15 protein-coding genes, 1 rRNA gene and 1 pseudogene are annotated in these 16768 nt (G+C 49.6%); 2 read left to right on the plus strand and 15 right to left on the minus strand.

What is annotated here, in order from left to right; genetic code table 11:
• Positions 1–82, plus strand: a 5S ribosomal RNA gene (gene rrf / locus OGX95_RS23010); the annotation flags it as partial.
• A 258-nt stretch (positions 83–340) separates the two neighbouring features.
• Here the strand turns inward: rrf and OGX95_RS10165 are convergent.
• The 7 genes from OGX95_RS10165 to OGX95_RS10195 form a co-directional block, all read right to left on the minus strand.
• Positions 341–1099 carry an amino acid ABC transporter ATP-binding protein gene (locus OGX95_RS10165; RefSeq protein ID WP_286629346.1) on the minus strand — a complete coding sequence of 253 codons (759 nt, stop codon included), beginning with the start codon at positions 1097–1099 and terminating at the stop codon, positions 341–343.
• 7 nt (positions 1100–1106) lie between these two features.
• The gene (locus tag OGX95_RS10170) at positions 1107–2210 is read right to left on the minus strand and encodes an amino acid ABC transporter permease (protein ID WP_286629715.1); all 1104 of its coding nucleotides are present in this window, start codon (positions 2208–2210) and stop codon (positions 1107–1109) included.
• Between the two features lie 9 nt (positions 2211–2219).
• Positions 2220–3401 (minus strand): amino acid ABC transporter permease, encoded by a 1182-nt coding sequence (locus OGX95_RS10175; RefSeq protein WP_286629347.1) that lies wholly within the window; start codon positions 3399–3401, stop codon positions 2220–2222.
• A 69-nt stretch (positions 3402–3470) separates the two neighbouring features.
• Positions 3471–4496 (minus strand): amino acid ABC transporter substrate-binding protein, encoded by a 1026-nt coding sequence (locus OGX95_RS10180; RefSeq protein ID WP_202037597.1) that lies wholly within the window; start codon positions 4494–4496, stop codon positions 3471–3473.
• Positions 4497–4955: 459 nt separating this feature from the next.
• Positions 4956–5177, minus strand: a complete 222-nt coding sequence (locus OGX95_RS10185) for a putative periplasmic lipoprotein (protein WP_048213468.1) — start codon at positions 5175–5177, stop codon at positions 4956–4958.
• Between the two features lie 270 nt (positions 5178–5447).
• Positions 5448–8561, minus strand: a complete 3114-nt coding sequence (locus OGX95_RS10190; RefSeq protein ID WP_286629348.1) for an efflux RND transporter permease subunit — start codon at positions 8559–8561, stop codon at positions 5448–5450.
• Between the two features lie 11 nt (positions 8562–8572).
• The gene (locus OGX95_RS10195; RefSeq protein ID WP_286629349.1) at positions 8573–9730 is read right to left on the minus strand and encodes an efflux RND transporter periplasmic adaptor subunit; all 1158 of its coding nucleotides are present in this window, start codon (positions 9728–9730) and stop codon (positions 8573–8575) included.
• A gap of 410 nt (positions 9731–10140) precedes the next feature.
• Here OGX95_RS10195 and envR point away from each other — a divergent pair, with 410 nt between their 5' ends.
• Entirely contained in the window at positions 10141–10797 is a 657-nt protein-coding gene (envR, locus tag OGX95_RS10200) for an acrEF/envCD operon transcriptional regulator (RefSeq protein ID WP_286629350.1), read from the plus strand.
• 53 nt (positions 10798–10850) lie between these two features.
• On the opposite strand, the gene OGX95_RS10205 is transcribed toward envR, so the two are convergent.
• The 8 genes and pseudogenes from OGX95_RS10205 to OGX95_RS10240 all read right to left on the minus strand — a co-directional run bounded on the left by OGX95_RS10205 (position 10851) and on the right by OGX95_RS10240 (position 16740).
• Complete coding sequence (locus OGX95_RS10205; RefSeq protein WP_003025279.1) at positions 10851–11015, minus strand: DUF2556 family protein; 165 nt, start codon at positions 11013–11015, stop codon at positions 10851–10853.
• A gap of 82 nt (positions 11016–11097) precedes the next feature.
• On the minus strand, positions 11098–11982 hold the full coding sequence (yhdJ, locus tag OGX95_RS10210; RefSeq protein ID WP_286629717.1) for an adenine-specific DNA-methyltransferase: 885 nt from the start codon (positions 11980–11982) through the stop codon (positions 11098–11100).
• 87 nt (positions 11983–12069) lie between these two features.
• A complete protein-coding gene (gene fis / locus OGX95_RS10215; RefSeq protein ID WP_000462905.1) occupies positions 12070–12366 on the minus strand; it encodes a DNA-binding transcriptional regulator Fis in 297 nt (98 codons plus the stop codon).
• Positions 12367–12391: 25 nt separating this feature from the next.
• On the minus strand, positions 12392–13357 hold the full coding sequence (dusB, locus tag OGX95_RS10220) for a tRNA dihydrouridine synthase DusB (RefSeq protein ID WP_003025224.1): 966 nt from the start codon (positions 13355–13357) through the stop codon (positions 12392–12394).
• 358 nt (positions 13358–13715) lie between these two features.
• Positions 13716–13979 (minus strand): annotated as a pseudogene (locus tag OGX95_RS10225) (carbonic anhydrase family protein); the annotation flags it as partial.
• Positions 13980–14163: 184 nt separating this feature from the next.
• A complete protein-coding gene (prmA, locus tag OGX95_RS10230) occupies positions 14164–15045 on the minus strand; it encodes a 50S ribosomal protein L11 methyltransferase (protein WP_286629352.1) in 882 nt (293 codons plus the stop codon).
• Between the two features lie 11 nt (positions 15046–15056).
• Complete coding sequence (gene panF, locus OGX95_RS10235) at positions 15057–16508, minus strand: sodium/pantothenate symporter (RefSeq protein ID WP_271449004.1); 1452 nt, start codon at positions 16506–16508, stop codon at positions 15057–15059.
• Complete coding sequence (locus OGX95_RS10240) at positions 16498–16740, minus strand: YhdT family protein (protein ID WP_096755460.1); 243 nt, start codon at positions 16738–16740, stop codon at positions 16498–16500. Before OGX95_RS10240 ends, panF begins: the two co-directional genes overlap by 11 nt.
• Positions 16741–16768: the final 28 nt, after the last annotated feature.

Genomic DNA, 16768 nt, shown 5'->3' on the forward strand with positions numbered 1-16768 from the left:
CCATGCCGAACTCAGAAGTGAAACGCCGTAGCGCCGATGGTAGTGTGGGGTCTCCCCATGCGAGAGTAGGGAACTGCCAGACATCAAATAAAACAAAAGGCTCAGTCGAAAGACTGGGCCTTTTGTTTTATCTGTGGTCTGTCGGTGAACGCTCTCCGGAGTAGGACAAATCCGCCGGGAGCGGATTTGAACGTTGCGAAGCAACGGCCCGAAGGGTGGCGGGCAGGACGACCGCCATAAACTGCCAGACATCAAATAAGTGAAAAGGCCATCCGAAAGGATGGCCTTTTTGCGTTCATGCGTATCAAAAAACGGCCGGATCTTTATCCGGCCAACGACTTTAATGTATTACCTGCGATAAAAACGCACGTGTGCGTTCAGATCGTGGATTGGCAAAAAACTCATCTGGAGGCGCCTGTTCGACAATCTCACCAAGATCCATAAAGATCACCCGATCCGCTACCGTGCGGGCAAACCCCATTTCATGTGTGACACACAGCATTGTCATTCCCGATTGCGCCAGGCCAATCATCGTATCCAGCACTTCCTTTACCATCTCGGGATCTAACGCTGACGTGGGCTCGTCAAACAGCATGATTTTGGGTTTCATGCACAGCGAACGCGCAATGGCGACACGCTGTTGTTGGCCACCGGAAATTTGCCCGGGATACTTATGGGCATGTTCAGCAATGCGTACTCGTTCAAGGTAGTGCATTGCCAGCACTTCAGCTTCTTTCTTCGGCATCTTTTGCACCCAAATAGGGGCCAGTGTGCAGTTTTGCAGAACCGTTAAATGAGGGAAGAGATTAAAGTGCTGGAAGACCATGCCAACTTCCTGTCTGACACGTTCAATATTGCGGATATCTTCGTTGAGTTCAATTCCATCCACGACAATACGCCCTTGCTGATGTTCTTCCAGATGGTTAATACAGCGGATAGTCGTCGATTTTCCGGAACCAGAAGGTCCGCACAATACGATACGCTCTCCCTGTTTTACCTGCAGGTTGATATTTTTCAGGACATGAAACTGCCCATACCATTTGTTGACGTTTTCCAGCGTAATCATCGCGTCAGTGGACGGCATTACTATTTTGCTCATAAATTCCTCAGTGCGGTGTCCGCCCGGTGTTAAAACGTTTTTCCAGATGCTGGCTATAGCGCGACATGCTGAAACAGAAAACCCAGTAAATCAGAGCAGCGAAAACATATCCCTCTGTCGACATCCCCAGCCAGGCCGGATCGACAGTTGCTTGCTGGACGCTGCTAAAAAGATCAAACAGGCCGATGATGATGACCAGGCTGGTATCCTTGAATAGCGCGATAATGGTATTGACCAAACCGGGAATGACCAGCTTCAGTGCCTGTGGAAGGATCACCAACCCCTGCGTTTTCCAGTACCCGAGTGCCAGTGATTCAGCTGCTTCATACTGACCTTTTGGTAAGGCCTGTAATCCTCCGCGTACCACTTCAGCAACATAGGCTGACTGGAAAAGAATGACGCCTACCAGTGCCCGAATAAGTTTGTCGATAGTTGTACCCTCCGACATAAATAGCGGGAGCATGACTGAGGACATAAACAGGACGGTTATAAGCGGTACACCACGCCAGAACTCAATGAAAATGACCGATAAAACACGTACGATCGGCATATGAGAACGGCGGCCTAACGCCAGCAAAATTCCCCATGGAAGTGCGCCCGCGATACCCACGGAGGCGATAATCAGCGTCAGTGTTAATCCTCCCCACTGCCGGGTTTCTACTCGCTCAATCCCGAGAACACCACCGTACATCAGCCACCAGACGGTAAGGGGATACACCACCGCCCAGATGGCGATATAGCGGCCACGATGGGGGATGGTTTTCAAGAACATCGGGATGATGGAAAGCAGACCAATAATCAGGGCCAGATTTACGCGCCAGCGTTGATCGTGTGGATACAGTCCATACATAAATTGCCCAAAGCGCTCATGGATGAACACCCAACAAGCCCCTGCTTTTGTACAATCGGCCCGGGTAGAACCGACCCAGTTGGCCTGCAGGAATGCCCAGTTCAATAGCGGGGGAAGGAACGACCAAATAAGCCATACACATAGCAATGTGAGCAGGCTGTTTGACCAACTAGAGAACAGGTTTTTACGTACCCAAAATAGAATGCGACTTGCCTGGTTACTGCTCGGGCGCGCGGGGCGAGACAGCAGTGCTTTTGTCATCATGGCTCCTTAGCGCTCAATCAGTGCGATACGGCGGTTATAAATATTCATCAACAGAGAGATACTCAGGCTGATGATCAAGTAAACCGACATGGTGATGGCGATAGTTTCGATGGCCTGTCCTGTTTGATTGAGCACAGTACCGGCAAACAATGACACCATATCCGGGTAGCCAATGGCGGCTGCGAGAGAGGAGTTCTTGACGATATTCAGATACTGACTCGTCAGTGGGGGAATAATGACACGCAACGCCTGTGGGATGATGACCTGCCGCAGAGTTACCCGGTTTGGTAAGCCCAGAGAACGTGCTGCTTCATGTTGACCATAAGGGACTGCCTGAATCCCCGCCCGGATAATTTCTGCAATAAATGCAGAGGTGTATACAGAAAGCGCCAGTGTCAGGGCAGCCAATTCTGGAATAAGCACCATACCGCCACGGAAGTTAAACCCGCGCAGTTCAGGGATATCCCAGTGCAGCGCCGCACCGAAAATCCAATGTGAAATCATCGGTAGAAACACGATCAGGGCCAGAGCCGTAGGCCATGTTCGGCGTAACTGGCCTGTTTTGGTCTGGTGCATTTTGTTGAAGCGAAATAACCCAATGGTGATGATGGCGGCAATCACGATTGCGGCACAGAAGGTAATCAGACCTTCTCCCATCTGTGGTGCCGGAATGTAGAGCCCACGATTGCTCAGAAAGACCAGATCCAGGGTACTGACAGCCTGCCGCGGTCCGGGCAAATTCCGTAATACGGCAAAATACCAAAAGAAGATCTGCAGCAATGGCGGGATATTGCGGAACGTTTCGATATAAATCGTCGAGAGCTTGCGCAGTAACCAGTTATCAGACAGCCGTGCCAGTCCGAGAAAAAAGCCGAGAAACGATGCGAAAACAATGCACAATGCGGAGACTAATAGCGTATTGAGCAGACCGACAAGAAAGACCCGACCGTATGTATCGCCCTGCTCGTAATCAATCAGATGCTGGACAATGCCAAATCCGGCACTGCGATCGAGAAAAGAAAATCCCGAGGTAATACCGCGACTGCTTAGGTTATTAATGGTGTTATGAATGAGATAGACAGCAATGCTAACGACTGCAATAACAGCGAGTATTTGAAATAACCAGGCGCGGACCGCAGGGTTAGAAAAGGATAACGATCCTTTTACGTTTGAGCGGCGATGGGGCATAAGAAAACCTCGGTAACTATGACTCTGGGCTGAGCGCCGCAGTTGCGGCGCTCGTTGCGTCACTGTGCATTAGCGCACGGGTGGTGCATACTGAATGCCACCGTTATTCCAGAGGTTGTTCTGTCCACGCTTGATCTTCAGCGGGCTTTCCGATCCAACGTTACGTTCAAAGATCTCCGAGTAGTTACCTACCTGCTTGATAATGTTGTAAGCCCATTTGTTATCAAGTTTCAGATCCTTGCCATAGTCGCCCTCTTTACCTAACAGGTGCGCCATATCCGGTGTTGCAGGATTGGCTGCTTTTTCGTCAACATTTTTCGAGTTAACACCCATCTCTTCGGCGTTCAGCATAGCGAACAATGTCCAGCGAACAATCGAGAACCACTCGTCGTCACCACGACGCACGACTGGTCCCAGTGGTTCTTTAGAAATCACTTCTGGCAGTACAATCCATTCTGCGGGGTTGCTCAGTTTGATCCGCAGGGCGTACAACTGAGACTGGTCGGAAGCCAGTGTATCGCAGCGCCCTGACTCCAGCGCTTTAGCGGACTCATCAGAACGGTCAAAGGTGACAGGGGTATACTTCATGTTATTGGCTTTAAAGTAGTCGGCCACATTCAGTTCAGTATCTGTTCCTGCCTGAATACAAACCGTAGCGCCATCCAGTTCTTTAGCGCTCTTCAGACCCGCTTTATTATGGGTGAGAAAACCAATGCCGTCGTAATAGGTTACACCGGTGAAAGACATGCCCATCCCCGCATCACGAGAGGAAGTCCATGTGGTATTACGGGAAAGCATATCGACCTCACCAGACTGTAACGCGGTGAAGCGTTCTTTGGCGGTGAGTGGGGTATATTTTACTTTGCTGTCATCACCAAATACGGCAGCGGCAACGCCACGACATACATCGACATCAATACCAGAGAATTTACCGCTTGCATCGGCGTAAGAAAAACCAGGCAGGCCATCACTGATACCACATTGCACAAAACCTTTTTTCTTTACGGCATCAAGAGTTGCGCCGGCATGTGCCTGATTTGCGACCGCAAGCAGCACGCCGGCCGCAGCCAGGCTGGCTATTATCATCTTTTTCATAGAGCATCCTGTGTGGTGGAATTATTGTTATGGAAACGTTCTACAAACGTCTTTTACCTGTCTGTGGCTTTGGCCATACTCTTCTAAGCAAAGGTAGTGCCAGGTTTTTGCGCACGATTATTCGACGCAATATGCAGAGTGTAGACAGGAAAAAATAAATGCAGCGCCCTGAAGTGGTGCAAAATTGAAACGTAAGCCACATTTCAGCGCAAAAAATTAATTTTCAGACAGGACGCAAGATAACAATTTCGGGCGTGAATACCTTTAGCGTGAGAATAATGAAAGGGATATGCGTTGTAACGAAGAATAGAGAAAATGCTAATTTTAGGTCGTGGATATGTGAAGAGAATCCATAATAATTTTATTTTATGAATGATGCCATGAATCAACGTTTTGTCTTATATAAAGATTTAATCATTATTGCTAAAAGCGCGGCAACGGCCGCGCTTTTATGATGATTTATTTCGTCAAGGCAACTATCCCAAGCGTCAAGCCGGCAACAGCGGCTGCACCACCGGCTATCGCTCCTGCCGTTTCCCAGTTATCCTGCGTGGTGCCTTTCATACAGGTATTGGTATGAACCAGACGCCCTTGATCGTCATAGACAGGCACGCAAGGGGAATCGTGTGCACAGCCAGCCAGTAATGCGGTAAGCAGTGCAACGGGTATTAATCTTTTCATGGTGTTACCTCAAAAATAAGCGTTTCGCTAATTGAGCAAAGGTAAACGCTCAGCCATCTGCGAACTCGACCGCTATTTTACCACTGCTTAAAAAAAGACTGACATGAGGAATAATCTCAATTCATGTGGATTGTAAAAATAATGGATAAAATGGGCGCACCTGAAAGTTCTTTCTGCAATGTTTCAGCAGAATTAAATGTCTATCTTATTAATAAATAAAGAACTCATCATCATGTAAAAAGGCGCCCATGGACGCCTTTATTTTACAAATTATTCGTGGTGCCGGCTAAAACGCCGTTTAACGACAACGAAGAAGACGGGAACGAAGAAGATCGCTAACAATGTTGCGGTGAGCATCCCCCCCATAACACCGGTACCAACAGCATTCTGCGCACCGCTACCTGCACCATGGCTGATAACCAGAGGCATAACCCCGAGAATAAACGCCAGGGATGTCATCAGGATAGGGCGAAGACGCATGCGGGAAGCCTCAAGAGTGGCTTCGATCAACCCTTTGCCTTCTTTGTCCATCAGGTCTTTGGCAAATTCGACGATCAGGATGGCGTTTTTGGCAGAGAGTCCGATGGTCGTTAACAGGCCCACCTGGAAGTACACGTCGTTATTCATCCCGCGAAGTGACGCTGCCAGCAATGCTCCAACAACACCGAGCGGTACAACAAGCATGACAGAGAATGGAATCGACCAGCTTTCATACAATGCCGCAAGGCAAAGGAAGACTACGATCAGCGAGATGGCATACAGCGCCGGAGCCTGGTTACCTGACAGTCGTTCCTGATAGGACATTCCCGTCCAGTCATGACCGATACCATTTGGTAGTTTTTCCGCAAGGCTTTCCATCAAGGCCATTGCCTCACCGGTACTCCTGCCTGGTGCAGCTTCTCCCAGCAACTCCATCGATGGCATACCATTGTAGCGTTCCAGTCGTGGCGAGCCGTAAATCCAATGTGCTGAACTGAATGTAGAAAAGGGCACCATTTCGCCATTGGTACTGCGGACATACAGATTATTGATGTCCTCCGGCAACATACGGAATTTAGCATCTGCCTGGACATACACTTTTTTCACGCGGCCACGGTCAATGAAGTCATTGACATAATAGCCACCCAATGCGGCAGAGATGGTTTCGTTGATATCAGATAACGAAACCCCCAGTGCTTGTGCTTTTTCCTGATCGACATCCAGCTTGAATTGCGCGGTATCCTCAAGACCGTTAGGGCGTACGCGTACCAGCAGGTCAGGGTGTTTTGCAACCATGCCCATCAGCTGGTTACGTGCTTGCGTTAGTGCGGCATGTCCCAGCCCGCCCTGGTCAATGAGTTCAAAGTCAAAACCGGTTGCCGTACCCAGTTCAACAATGGCAGGCATGTTGAAGGGGAAGACTAAACCATCGCGAATCTGACTAAATGCCCGGGTTGCGCGGGCAATAACGGATTCAACGTTATTTTCGCTACCGCTACGTTCTTCCCAGGGTTTGAGGCTGACGAACGCCATCCCTGAGTTTTGTCCCTGACCGCTGAAGCTAAAGCCGTTAACTGTAAAAACACTCTCGACGTTGGCTTTTTCATTGTTCAAATAGTAGTGAGTGACCTGATCCAGCACTTTCTGGGTACGCTCTTGAGTTGCACCTGCCGGGAGCTGAATCATTGTCAGGAATACGCCCTGATCTTCCTCTGGCAGGAAAGAGGTTGGAAGGCGCATGAATAGCACCGCCATCCCAATCACAATGACCAGATACACCACCAGGTAACGCCCCGTTTTGCGAATGATTCCGCTGACGCTATTGGTGTAATGGTTGACGCTGTGGTCAAATTTGGCGTTAAACCAACCAAAGAAGCCGCTTTTTTTCTCGTGATGATTTGCAGAGACTGGCTTCAGTAATGTTGCACACAGTGCCGGAGTCAGAATCAATGCGACCAGCACGGAAAGCGCCATTGCTGAAACAATAGTGATTGAGAACTGTCGGTAAATTGCCCCAGTGGAACCGCCAAAGAAGGCCATTGGGATAAATACCGCTGACAGCACCATGGCGATACCGACCAGGGCCCCCTGAATTTGTGACATGGATTTTTCTGTCGCCTCTTTCGGCGGTAGATTATCTTCCATCATCACTCGTTCTACGTTTTCCACCACGACTATCGCGTCATCAACCAACAAGCCGATGGCGAGCACCATCCCGAACATCGTTAGGGTATTTATCGAGTAGCCAAACGCGGCAAGGACGGCAAATGTTCCCAACAATACGACGGGGACGGCGATGGTCGGAATGAGCGTTGCCCGGATGTTTTGCAGGAACAAATACATAACCAGGAAGACCAGCACGATCGCTTCAAAAAGCGTTTTTACCACTTCGTGAATAGAGATCGTAACAAACGGCGTCGTGTCGTACGGATAGACGACCTTCATTCCCTGCGGGAAGAAGGGTTGCAGCTCAACCAGCTTGGCTTTGATGGCGTTAGCGGTATCCAGCGCGTTCGCCCCGGTTGCCAGTTTAATACCGAGACCGGATGCTGGCTTACCGTTAATGCGAGCAACAACATTATAGTTTTCACCGCCCAGCTCAATACGCGCGACATCTTTCAGATGTACAACAGATCCATCACTGTTCACACGTAAGGTAACTTTGCCGAACTCTTCTGGATCTTTCAGGCGTGTTTGCGCAATGATCGAGGCATTAAGCTGCTGATCAGGTAATGCCGGTGTACCGCCTAACTGACCTGCGGCTATCTGATCGTTCTGTACTTTTAACTGATTAATGACATCGACTGGTGTGAGTTTGTACTTGTTCAGCAAGTTTGCATCCAGCCAGATGCGCATGGCGTACTGAGCACCAAACAGCTGCACATCGCCAACGCCGTTCAGACGACTGATGGTGTCTTTAACGTTAGAGGCAACGTAATCGGAGATGTCATCCTGCGTAGTTTGCGGATTGTCAGAAACAAAACCCGCAACCATCAAAAAGCTGCTACTCGATTTCTCAACACTGATACCCTGCTGCTGGACTTCCTGCGGCAGAAGCGGTGTGGCGAGCTGCAATTTATTTTGCACCTGGACCTGCGCGATATCAGGGTCGGTCCCAGACTGGAACGTCAGTGTAATGGTCACGCTCCCGGCGGAATCGCTGGTGGAGGACATATACATCAGGTTATCGATACCGTTCATGTTCTGTTCGATAACCTGCGTTACTGTGTCCTGTACCGTCTGCGCATCCGCCCCCGGATAGGTTGCGGAAATTGCTACGGCAGGGGGCGCGATGGTAGGGTACTGCGCCACGGGCAGTTGCATGATCGCCAAAGCGCCTGCCATCATCAGAATGATGGCCAGCACCCAGGCAAAGATAGGTCGCCTAATAAAAAAGTTTGCCATGTCCGCTTACCTTATTGCGCCGCAGTTGCTGCCGGGGCATCGGTAGTGGCTTTAACCTGCACGCCAGGACGTGCTTTCTGTAAGCCGCTCACGATGACTTTATCGCCGGGTTTTAAACCGTCGCTAATCAGCCATTTGTCGCCAATGGCTTGTGCTGCGACAACGGCACGAGACTCAACCTGACTCTTGTCGTTAACGAGCATCACTGTGGCATCACCACGCGGAGTACGCGTTACACCTTGTTGTGGAACGAGAATGGCATTGGGCTGTACACCTTCATCGATACGCGCCCGAACAAACATGCCCGGTAACAGGGTGTGCTGCGGGTTAGGGAATACGGCTCTGAGGGTGATGGAACCGGTGCTTTCATCAACCGTCACGTCAGAAAATTGCAAAGAGCCTTTCAGTGGGTAGGACTGGCCATTTTCCATCACCAGTTCAACAGTGCTGCTGGTGCTGTCTTTATGCAGGCTACCTTGTTCAATGGATTGCTTGAGGCGCATGAAGTCGTTGCTGGACTGCGTGACATCGACATAAATAGGATCAAGTTGCTGAACGGTAGCTAACTCTGCTGCCTGGCCATTGGTGACCAGCGCCCCTTCAGTGACGTTGGATTTACCGATACGCCCGCTAATGGGTGATGTGACTTTGGTGTAGGCAAGATTAATGCGAGCGCTTTCAACGGCTGCTTTTGCTGCAGTAACAGAAGCATCTGCCTGACGTGCATCAGCAATGGCCTGATCGTACTCTTGTTGGCTGATGTACTTTGTGCCGACCAGCGGGATGTAGCGTTTCACGGTTAAATGCGCAATTGCAGCAGCCGCTTCACTCTTCGCCAGCTCACCTTTGGCGCTGTCATAGTCAGCCTGGTAGGTTGCGGGATCGATCTGATAGAGCGATTGACCTGCTTCAACATCACCCCCTTCGGTGAAATTCCGTTTAAGGACAATCCCACTGACCTGAGGGCGGACTTCAGCAATACGGAATGAGGTCGTTCGTCCCGGCAATTCAGTTGTCACAGCTAAAGGACCCGACTCAACGACATGGACAGTAACCTGTGGCTCGGCAGGATGAGCTTGTGTATCCCCCTGATCGTTACAACCGGCGAGTAATGCAGCGGAGATGATGATGAATGAGGGCAGGAGTGAGAACCTGGCATTTTTCGTCATTACTTTTCCTTAAAAAACCGAAAGCTCGTTATTTACCGGGTGAGGCAAGGGAGATAACGTGCATAGAAAATAATAGTTGGCTATCCTACAAATTATTAGCTTGCGATGTAAGCAATAATTATTTATGGGTGCGATACACGGCACGTAAAAACAAAAAAAGAGCAATCGGCTACCGACTTATTATGTCATTAATAGCAATACTGTGATGCGCATAAATACATATTGAAATTATTATCTGATTGGTGAATGTATTGGTGTCGTTTATTCGTTTTGATTATTTGTGTGTGATCAGCACAATAAAATAGTTTAGAACTCGTTTAAACAATCGCCAGGTGATATATTTATTCCGTATAGTAAATATTAAATAAGAAAGTTAATCATTCTCTACACTGTCTCAGGCATTCGGAACTATGGCCAGAAAAACGAAAGCTGATGCCCTCAAAACGCGCCAGCTCCTGATTGAAACCGCGATAGCGCAGTTTGCCGCACGCGGCGTAAGCAATACAACGCTAAACGACATTGCGGACGCCGCCAATGTGACACGGGGGGCACTTTACTGGCATTTTGAAAATAAGACCCAGCTGTTTAATGAGCTATGGTCACAACAGCCTCCTCTCCGCTACCTTATTCAGGAAAAGCTCATTGGTCGTTGGGGCGATAATCCTTTACAGCGGTTGCGTGAGAAATTAGTTGTAGGTTTGCAATATATTGCTGAGAACCCTCGTCAGCAGGCATTAATGCAAATTTTATATCATAAATGTGAATTTCATAACGATATGATATCAGAACAGACGATTCGCGATAAAATAGGAATTAGTCACCAAAGTATTCGTGAGTCTTTGCAGCAGTGTGCGGTTAACAATCTGATCGCTACCAGCCTTGATTTAGACGTTATAATAATTATTTTGCATGGTAGTTTTAGCGGAATAATAAAAAACTGGTTAATGAATCCAGCGAGTTATGATCTCTACCAACAAGCACCTGTATTAGTCGATAATGTATTAAAAATGTTAAGCCCTGATGGCTGTATGCTGCAATTGATTCAGGGGGAGGATCAGGTTGGCTAGTTTCTGCCGCCATGGACTGACGGCAGTGACAGAACGGTAAGCCACCGGGCGCACTATTCGAGGTCGACGCAATTGACCAGCTTGAGGGGATTCACTGAGTTCATATTCCGGCACTTGTCGTGCTCTGTTGTCATCAACTCTATCCATTGAATGAGTAGTGCATCAAAAAGAAAAACAAAGACAGCAAAAACAACCAGCCACCAATACTTGCGAATCATTACCAAATCCTGTGTATTCATGCCCAAGCGTGCAGGGAATATACACGAAATCTAAAAGCTGAAAAGCAGACTTACAATGCTTTTACTTTGCTGAAATTCCACCGCTCTTTTCCGGTAATCGACTCTTTTTAGACAAGTTTTTCGTCTTGCGCTTTTTCACCTTTGCAAGCTCATCCTCTGAAAAATGGGAGCTAATACGCAGTCTCCGCAGTCCCATTTTTACGTATTCATCATTGATTTCAATACCGACAAACTGACGCCCTAAATCCACTGCGGTTGCCCCGGTAGTGAAGCTACCCGCGAACGGATCTAACACCCAGTCGTTTGGATTCGAGGAGGCTAAAATGATGCGTTCCAGCAGAGCTTTAGGCTTTTGGGTTGGGTGGTTTTCGTATTCATCCATCAGGTAGCGAACGCGTGGAAACTCCCAGACATTACCAGGTACTTTTTTATGATTGTAAGGTTGAGGTGGGTTCTTTCTGTAATCGATCAGCGCGCGTTTCGCCCCAGTTTTCGCTTCAACCAAAATATCACCACGGTTAAATGTATAACTTTTTGGGTCTTTGACCATCATCAGGATCGGTTCATACATGGAGCCAAAGTACTTTTTGGCCTGTACTCCTGAGCTATCATAGGCCCATACAATACGGCTTTTGATGGTAAAGAGCTGTCGGCATTTGAGATCGATGTACGGCATGTTTTCCGTACTGTTCATGATGTACATGGTGCCTTGTGGCTTTAATATTCGATGGCATTCATCAATGCACTCGAACAGCCAGGTCAGAAAGCTCTCTTCGTCCCAGGATTCTACCAACCCGTCAAAATCTTTCCCGATGTTATAAGGCGGGTCGGCAAAGATCAGATCGATGCTTTCAGACGGCAGCTTTTTCAGTTCAGTTAGCGCATCACCCTGGATTATCTTTTTTGATTCATCACCAAAGTAGACAGGTTCACATCTTGCTTTCATCACCAAAGCCTCCGTGTGACGCGAATAAAAAAGGCGCTTCCCCATGCCGAGTAGCGCCTTTTAAAACAAACATTTCGCTGATTAGTATCAGTTCATGCCGTATTTTTTCAGTTTTTTACGCAGCGTACCACGGTTGATGCCCATCATCAGGGCAGCACGGGTCTGGTTACCGCGGGTGTATTGCATCACCATGTCCAACAGGGGCTGTTCTACTTCAGCCAGTACCAGCTCATAGAGATCGTTAACATCCTGACCATTCAATTGAGCAAAATAGTTCTTCAGTGCCTGTTTAACCGAGTCACGCAGGGGTTTTTGAGTTACCTGATCCTGAGAGTTAACGGTAGAAACGGTCAGTACGTCAGAATTTACGCGTTGTTCGAACATAGTTCTGTCAGCTCTTTATTTCTGTTTACGCAAAATTTTCGAAGTATGCCTCCAACGCCGCCAGCTGTTCGCTGGAATCTTCAATGGCGTTGAATGTGCGCCGAAACTGGTCATCTGGAGCGTGTTCCTGGAGATACCAGGATACGTGTTTACGCGCTATTCGGTACCCTTTTGCCTGACCATAAAAGTCGTGCAATTCCCGAACATGCGCACAAAGCAAGCGCTTCACCTCTGCCAGAGGCAGCGGGGGCAGCAGCTCCCCAGTGTCCAGATAATGCTGGATTTCCCGAAAGATCCAGGGTCTTCCCTGAGCTGCACGTCCTATCATCAGGGCATCCGCCCCCGTATAGTCGAGTACAGCTCTGGCTTTATGCGGGTCAGTAATGTCGCCATTCGCGATAATCGGAATGGAAACTTTCTGCTTAACTGCCCGAATACTGTCGTACTCAGCATCTCCATTGAACAAACAGGCGCGGGTGCGTCCATGAATGGTCAGAGCCTGAATGCCACAGTCTTCAGCCAGTTGGGCAATCTCTACGCAGTTACGGTGTTCCGGAGCCCAGCCGGTGCGAATCTTGAGTGTGACAGGAACGTCCACTGCATTGACGACCTCGGTTAGTATCGATTTCACTAAATCCGGGTACTGCAAGAGGGCTGAACCTGCGAGCTTGCGATTCACTTTTTTAGCCGGACACCCCATATTGATATCAATAATCTGGGCGCCGCTTTCCACGTTAATACGTGCGGCATCAGCCATCTCAACAGGGTCGCTACCGGCAATTTGCACCGTGCGAATACCTGGCTCATCAACGTGCACCATTCGTAAACGAGATTTGTCGCTTTCCCAAACCTGCGGGTTAGAAGACATCATCTCGGATACCGTCAATCCTGCTCCCATCTCATAGCACAGCGTCCTGAATGGTCTGTCAGTGATGCCAGCCATAGGTGCTGCGATCAGGCGATTTCTGAGCTGATATTGTCCGATGCGCATGAGTTAAGAAATGACCATACTGTGACTGCAAGGCGGCGTATATTACGCATTTTTTGCATGAGATGAAAGGCCAAACTTTGACCAATCCACTGAGGTGGATCAATGAATTGCCGTAAATCTGAGCGGGTGAAAATAATTAATCATATAAATCATTGTATTATAAAAATGTGTCGATTTTATATACGCATATAATTTTGCGTAACTTCTCATTTTTTCTTCGAGGCCAGGCGGCATGACAAGATAATCTGCTGAATTAATCAGCAGATTATTGTGACATAGTGTGACTATGCTCTCATTTCAGAACATGATCGTAGGGTTTTCTGAGGATTACTCGACAATCACGCGGCCATTGAGCGGTAGTGCCATCAATGGCCACAGTATCATCGGTCGAGGCCTTTAGACCCGCCGGGAGGGTATGACCATTGTTGATGAGCGTGACCGGCCCATCGGTATCGTGAACGCTAAGCGGCGAGAGGTACGCTGGAAGCGCTGTGTCGATGTTGATCGGGGATTGATTCCTCCCGGTCTGGCAAGTTTTGTTCTCTTCACTGAGTGCGCCCCGGTGTTCTGGAGAACCTTCTCCCCCGTAACCCCAGTGAGATGCAAAAACCGTTGCAGGCATGATGCTTAGCGCCAGCAGCACCGCCTACCTAATGTTGCTTTTATACAATTCGTCTAATGAATAATTAATGTAATTTTATATTTTAATTTCAATGAGTTAAGTGGGTTATTTTAGCGTTGTTGCGGCGGCGGGGGAGGTACAAAAAAAGGGAAAACGTGGCCTACAGAGAGGCCACGGGAAAGGACTATTTTTTCTTGCCGGTAATACGACACCACTCTTCTTTTTCGATGACGGGATCGAGCGTAAAGAGATCGGCATAGGCTTCGCAGACACTGTCAGCCTGGCTGGCCAGGATCCCGGAAAGCCCCAGCAAACCGCCTTCAACGGGCAGGACGCTGATTAACGGTGCCAGTTCACGTAATGGGCCCGCCAGGATGTTAGCGACCACCACATCGGCTTTCATGGCGTCTGGCTGGTCCTGCGGCAGGTAAAGTTCCAGACGTTCGGAGACGCCGTTACGCTGGGCGTTATCGCGGCTTGCCTGAATGGCCTGCGGATCGATATCGACACCAATCGCTTTTGCTGCTCCGAGTTTCAGTGCTGCAATTGCCAGGATGCCGGAGCCGCAGCCAAAGTCGATCACTGTTTTACCGTTAAGGTCGAGACCATCGAGCCACTGCAGGCACAGAGAGGTCGTTGGATGAGTGCCTGTGCCAAACGCCAGACCAGGGTCCAGCATCACATTGACGGCGTTCTCATCCGGGACATCACGCCAGCTCGGGCAAATCCACAGACGTTCACCAAAGCGCATGGGGTGGAAATTGTCCATCCATTCGCGTTCCCAGTCTTTATCTTCAAGCTGTTCGATTTTATGCACGAAGCCTTCGCCCAGCAGCGGGTGCTGTTCCAGAATAGCAACCACTTCTTTCATGTCGGTTTCGGCATCGAACAGACCAATGACATCGGTGTCGCCCCACAGGCGAGTTTCACCCGGCAGGGGCTCGAACACAGGCGTATCATGCGTATCCTGGAAAGTGATGGAAACAGCGCCTGCTTCCATCAGTGCATCGCTTAACTCTTCTGCGTTAGCACCCGTTGTGTTCAGTTTCAGTTGGATCCATGGCATGGCAAAACTCTTTATTTATCAGTAGTCAATATGGCAGCTTGCGGGGCGGTAGAACCGAAACGGTTTCCGACCAGGAAAGCCAGCAAACTTATCAGCAACGAGGGCACGATCGGATGGAAGCCCAGGTACTGAACGTTAAAGGTAGCGAGGACGGCATACAACACGCCGCCGACAATCATGGCGCTCAATGCGCCTGCGGCGTTCGCCCGCTCCCAGTACAGGCCCAGCACCAGTGGCCACAGGAAGACCGCTTCCAACCCGCCAAACGCCAGCAGGTTGAGCCAGATAATCATCTCTGGTGGTTTCCAGGCGGCCAGCAGCAGTAATGCACCCAGCAGTAAGGTGATCACAGCGGACATGCGCTTCAGACGCGTTTCATTTTTCAGTTGTTCCGGGCGAATGTTCAGATAAAGATCTTTAATGATCGTAGCGGAACTTTGCAGCAATTGGGCATTGATCGTCGACATGATCGCAGCCATCGGCGCGGCCAGGAAGATCCCGGCGGCAAACGGTGGTAAAACTTTTACCATCAGAGTCGGGATCACCAGATCTGGTACCGTCAGGTCAGGGAGAACCGCACGTCCCAACGCACCCGCCAGATGCATACCAAACATCAGGATTGCCACCACGATGGTGCCGATAATAATCCCACGGTGTACCGCTTTGCTGTCTTTATAGGAGATGCAGCGTACCGCCGTATGCGGCAGTCCAATCACGCCAAAGCACACCAGCACCCAGAACGATGTCATAAATGTGGGTGACAAAATGTCATCTGCGCCTTGTGGTGATACCAGTTTAGGGTCGATGGTTTGCAGGGTTTCAACCGCATGGCTAAGGCCACCGGCAGCATGGACGACGCCTACCAGCAGGACGATCGTACCGATCAGCATCACCATACCCTGCATCGTGTCATTCAGTACGCTGGCGCGGAATCCGCCAAACGCCGTGTAGAGCGCAATACTGACGCCAAAAATCAGCAGGCCAGTTTCGTACGGAATGCCCGCGGCAGTTTCCAGCAAACGTGCGCCGCCGATGAACTGTACCGTCATCGCCCCAACGAAGGCGACCAGCAGGCTAAGGCTCGCCAGCCAGACCAGTAACCGGCTTTGATAGCGGGCAAACAGCATATCGTTGAGGGTTACGGCATTATAGCGTCGTGCCAGAATAGCGAATTTCTTACCGAGAATACCCAGCGAAAGCCAGACGGCGGGTAACTGGATCATTGCCAGCAACACCCAGCCTAGTCCGTATTTGTATGCCGCACCGGGACCGCCAATAAAGGAGCTTGCGCTAATGTAGGTTGCGGTTAGCGTCATGGCCAATACGACCCCGCCCATCGAGCGGCTGCCGAGGAAATATTCATTCAGGAAAGTGCCGGTCGTGCGTTTTCTCATGGCGTAAACAGAGAGACCGAACACCACCAGAAGATAGGCAACCAGCGGCAAAATCACTTCAAGCTGCATCGTCATCCTCCAGCGGAATGTCGCGATAGATAAACTTCACCATCGCCCAGCACAGTACTATGAAAACCAGCGGCGTAAGCAGGCAGGCCATTTCGAACCAGTGCGGTAAGCCGGTAAAACCCAGCGTTGAATCTGGTAAGTAAGCGGCCACTAACCATGTGGCAAGATAGAAAAGGGTCAGCCACAGCGCCCAGCGCGCCTCTTTATGGGCCTGAACAAAACGAGCGTCCATTTTTTGTCCCTTGTGGATAAAGAAAGCG

This window comes from Citrobacter sp. Cu233, from assembly GCF_030332225.1.
Taxonomy (GTDB): Bacteria; Pseudomonadota; Gammaproteobacteria; order Enterobacterales; family Enterobacteriaceae; genus Citrobacter.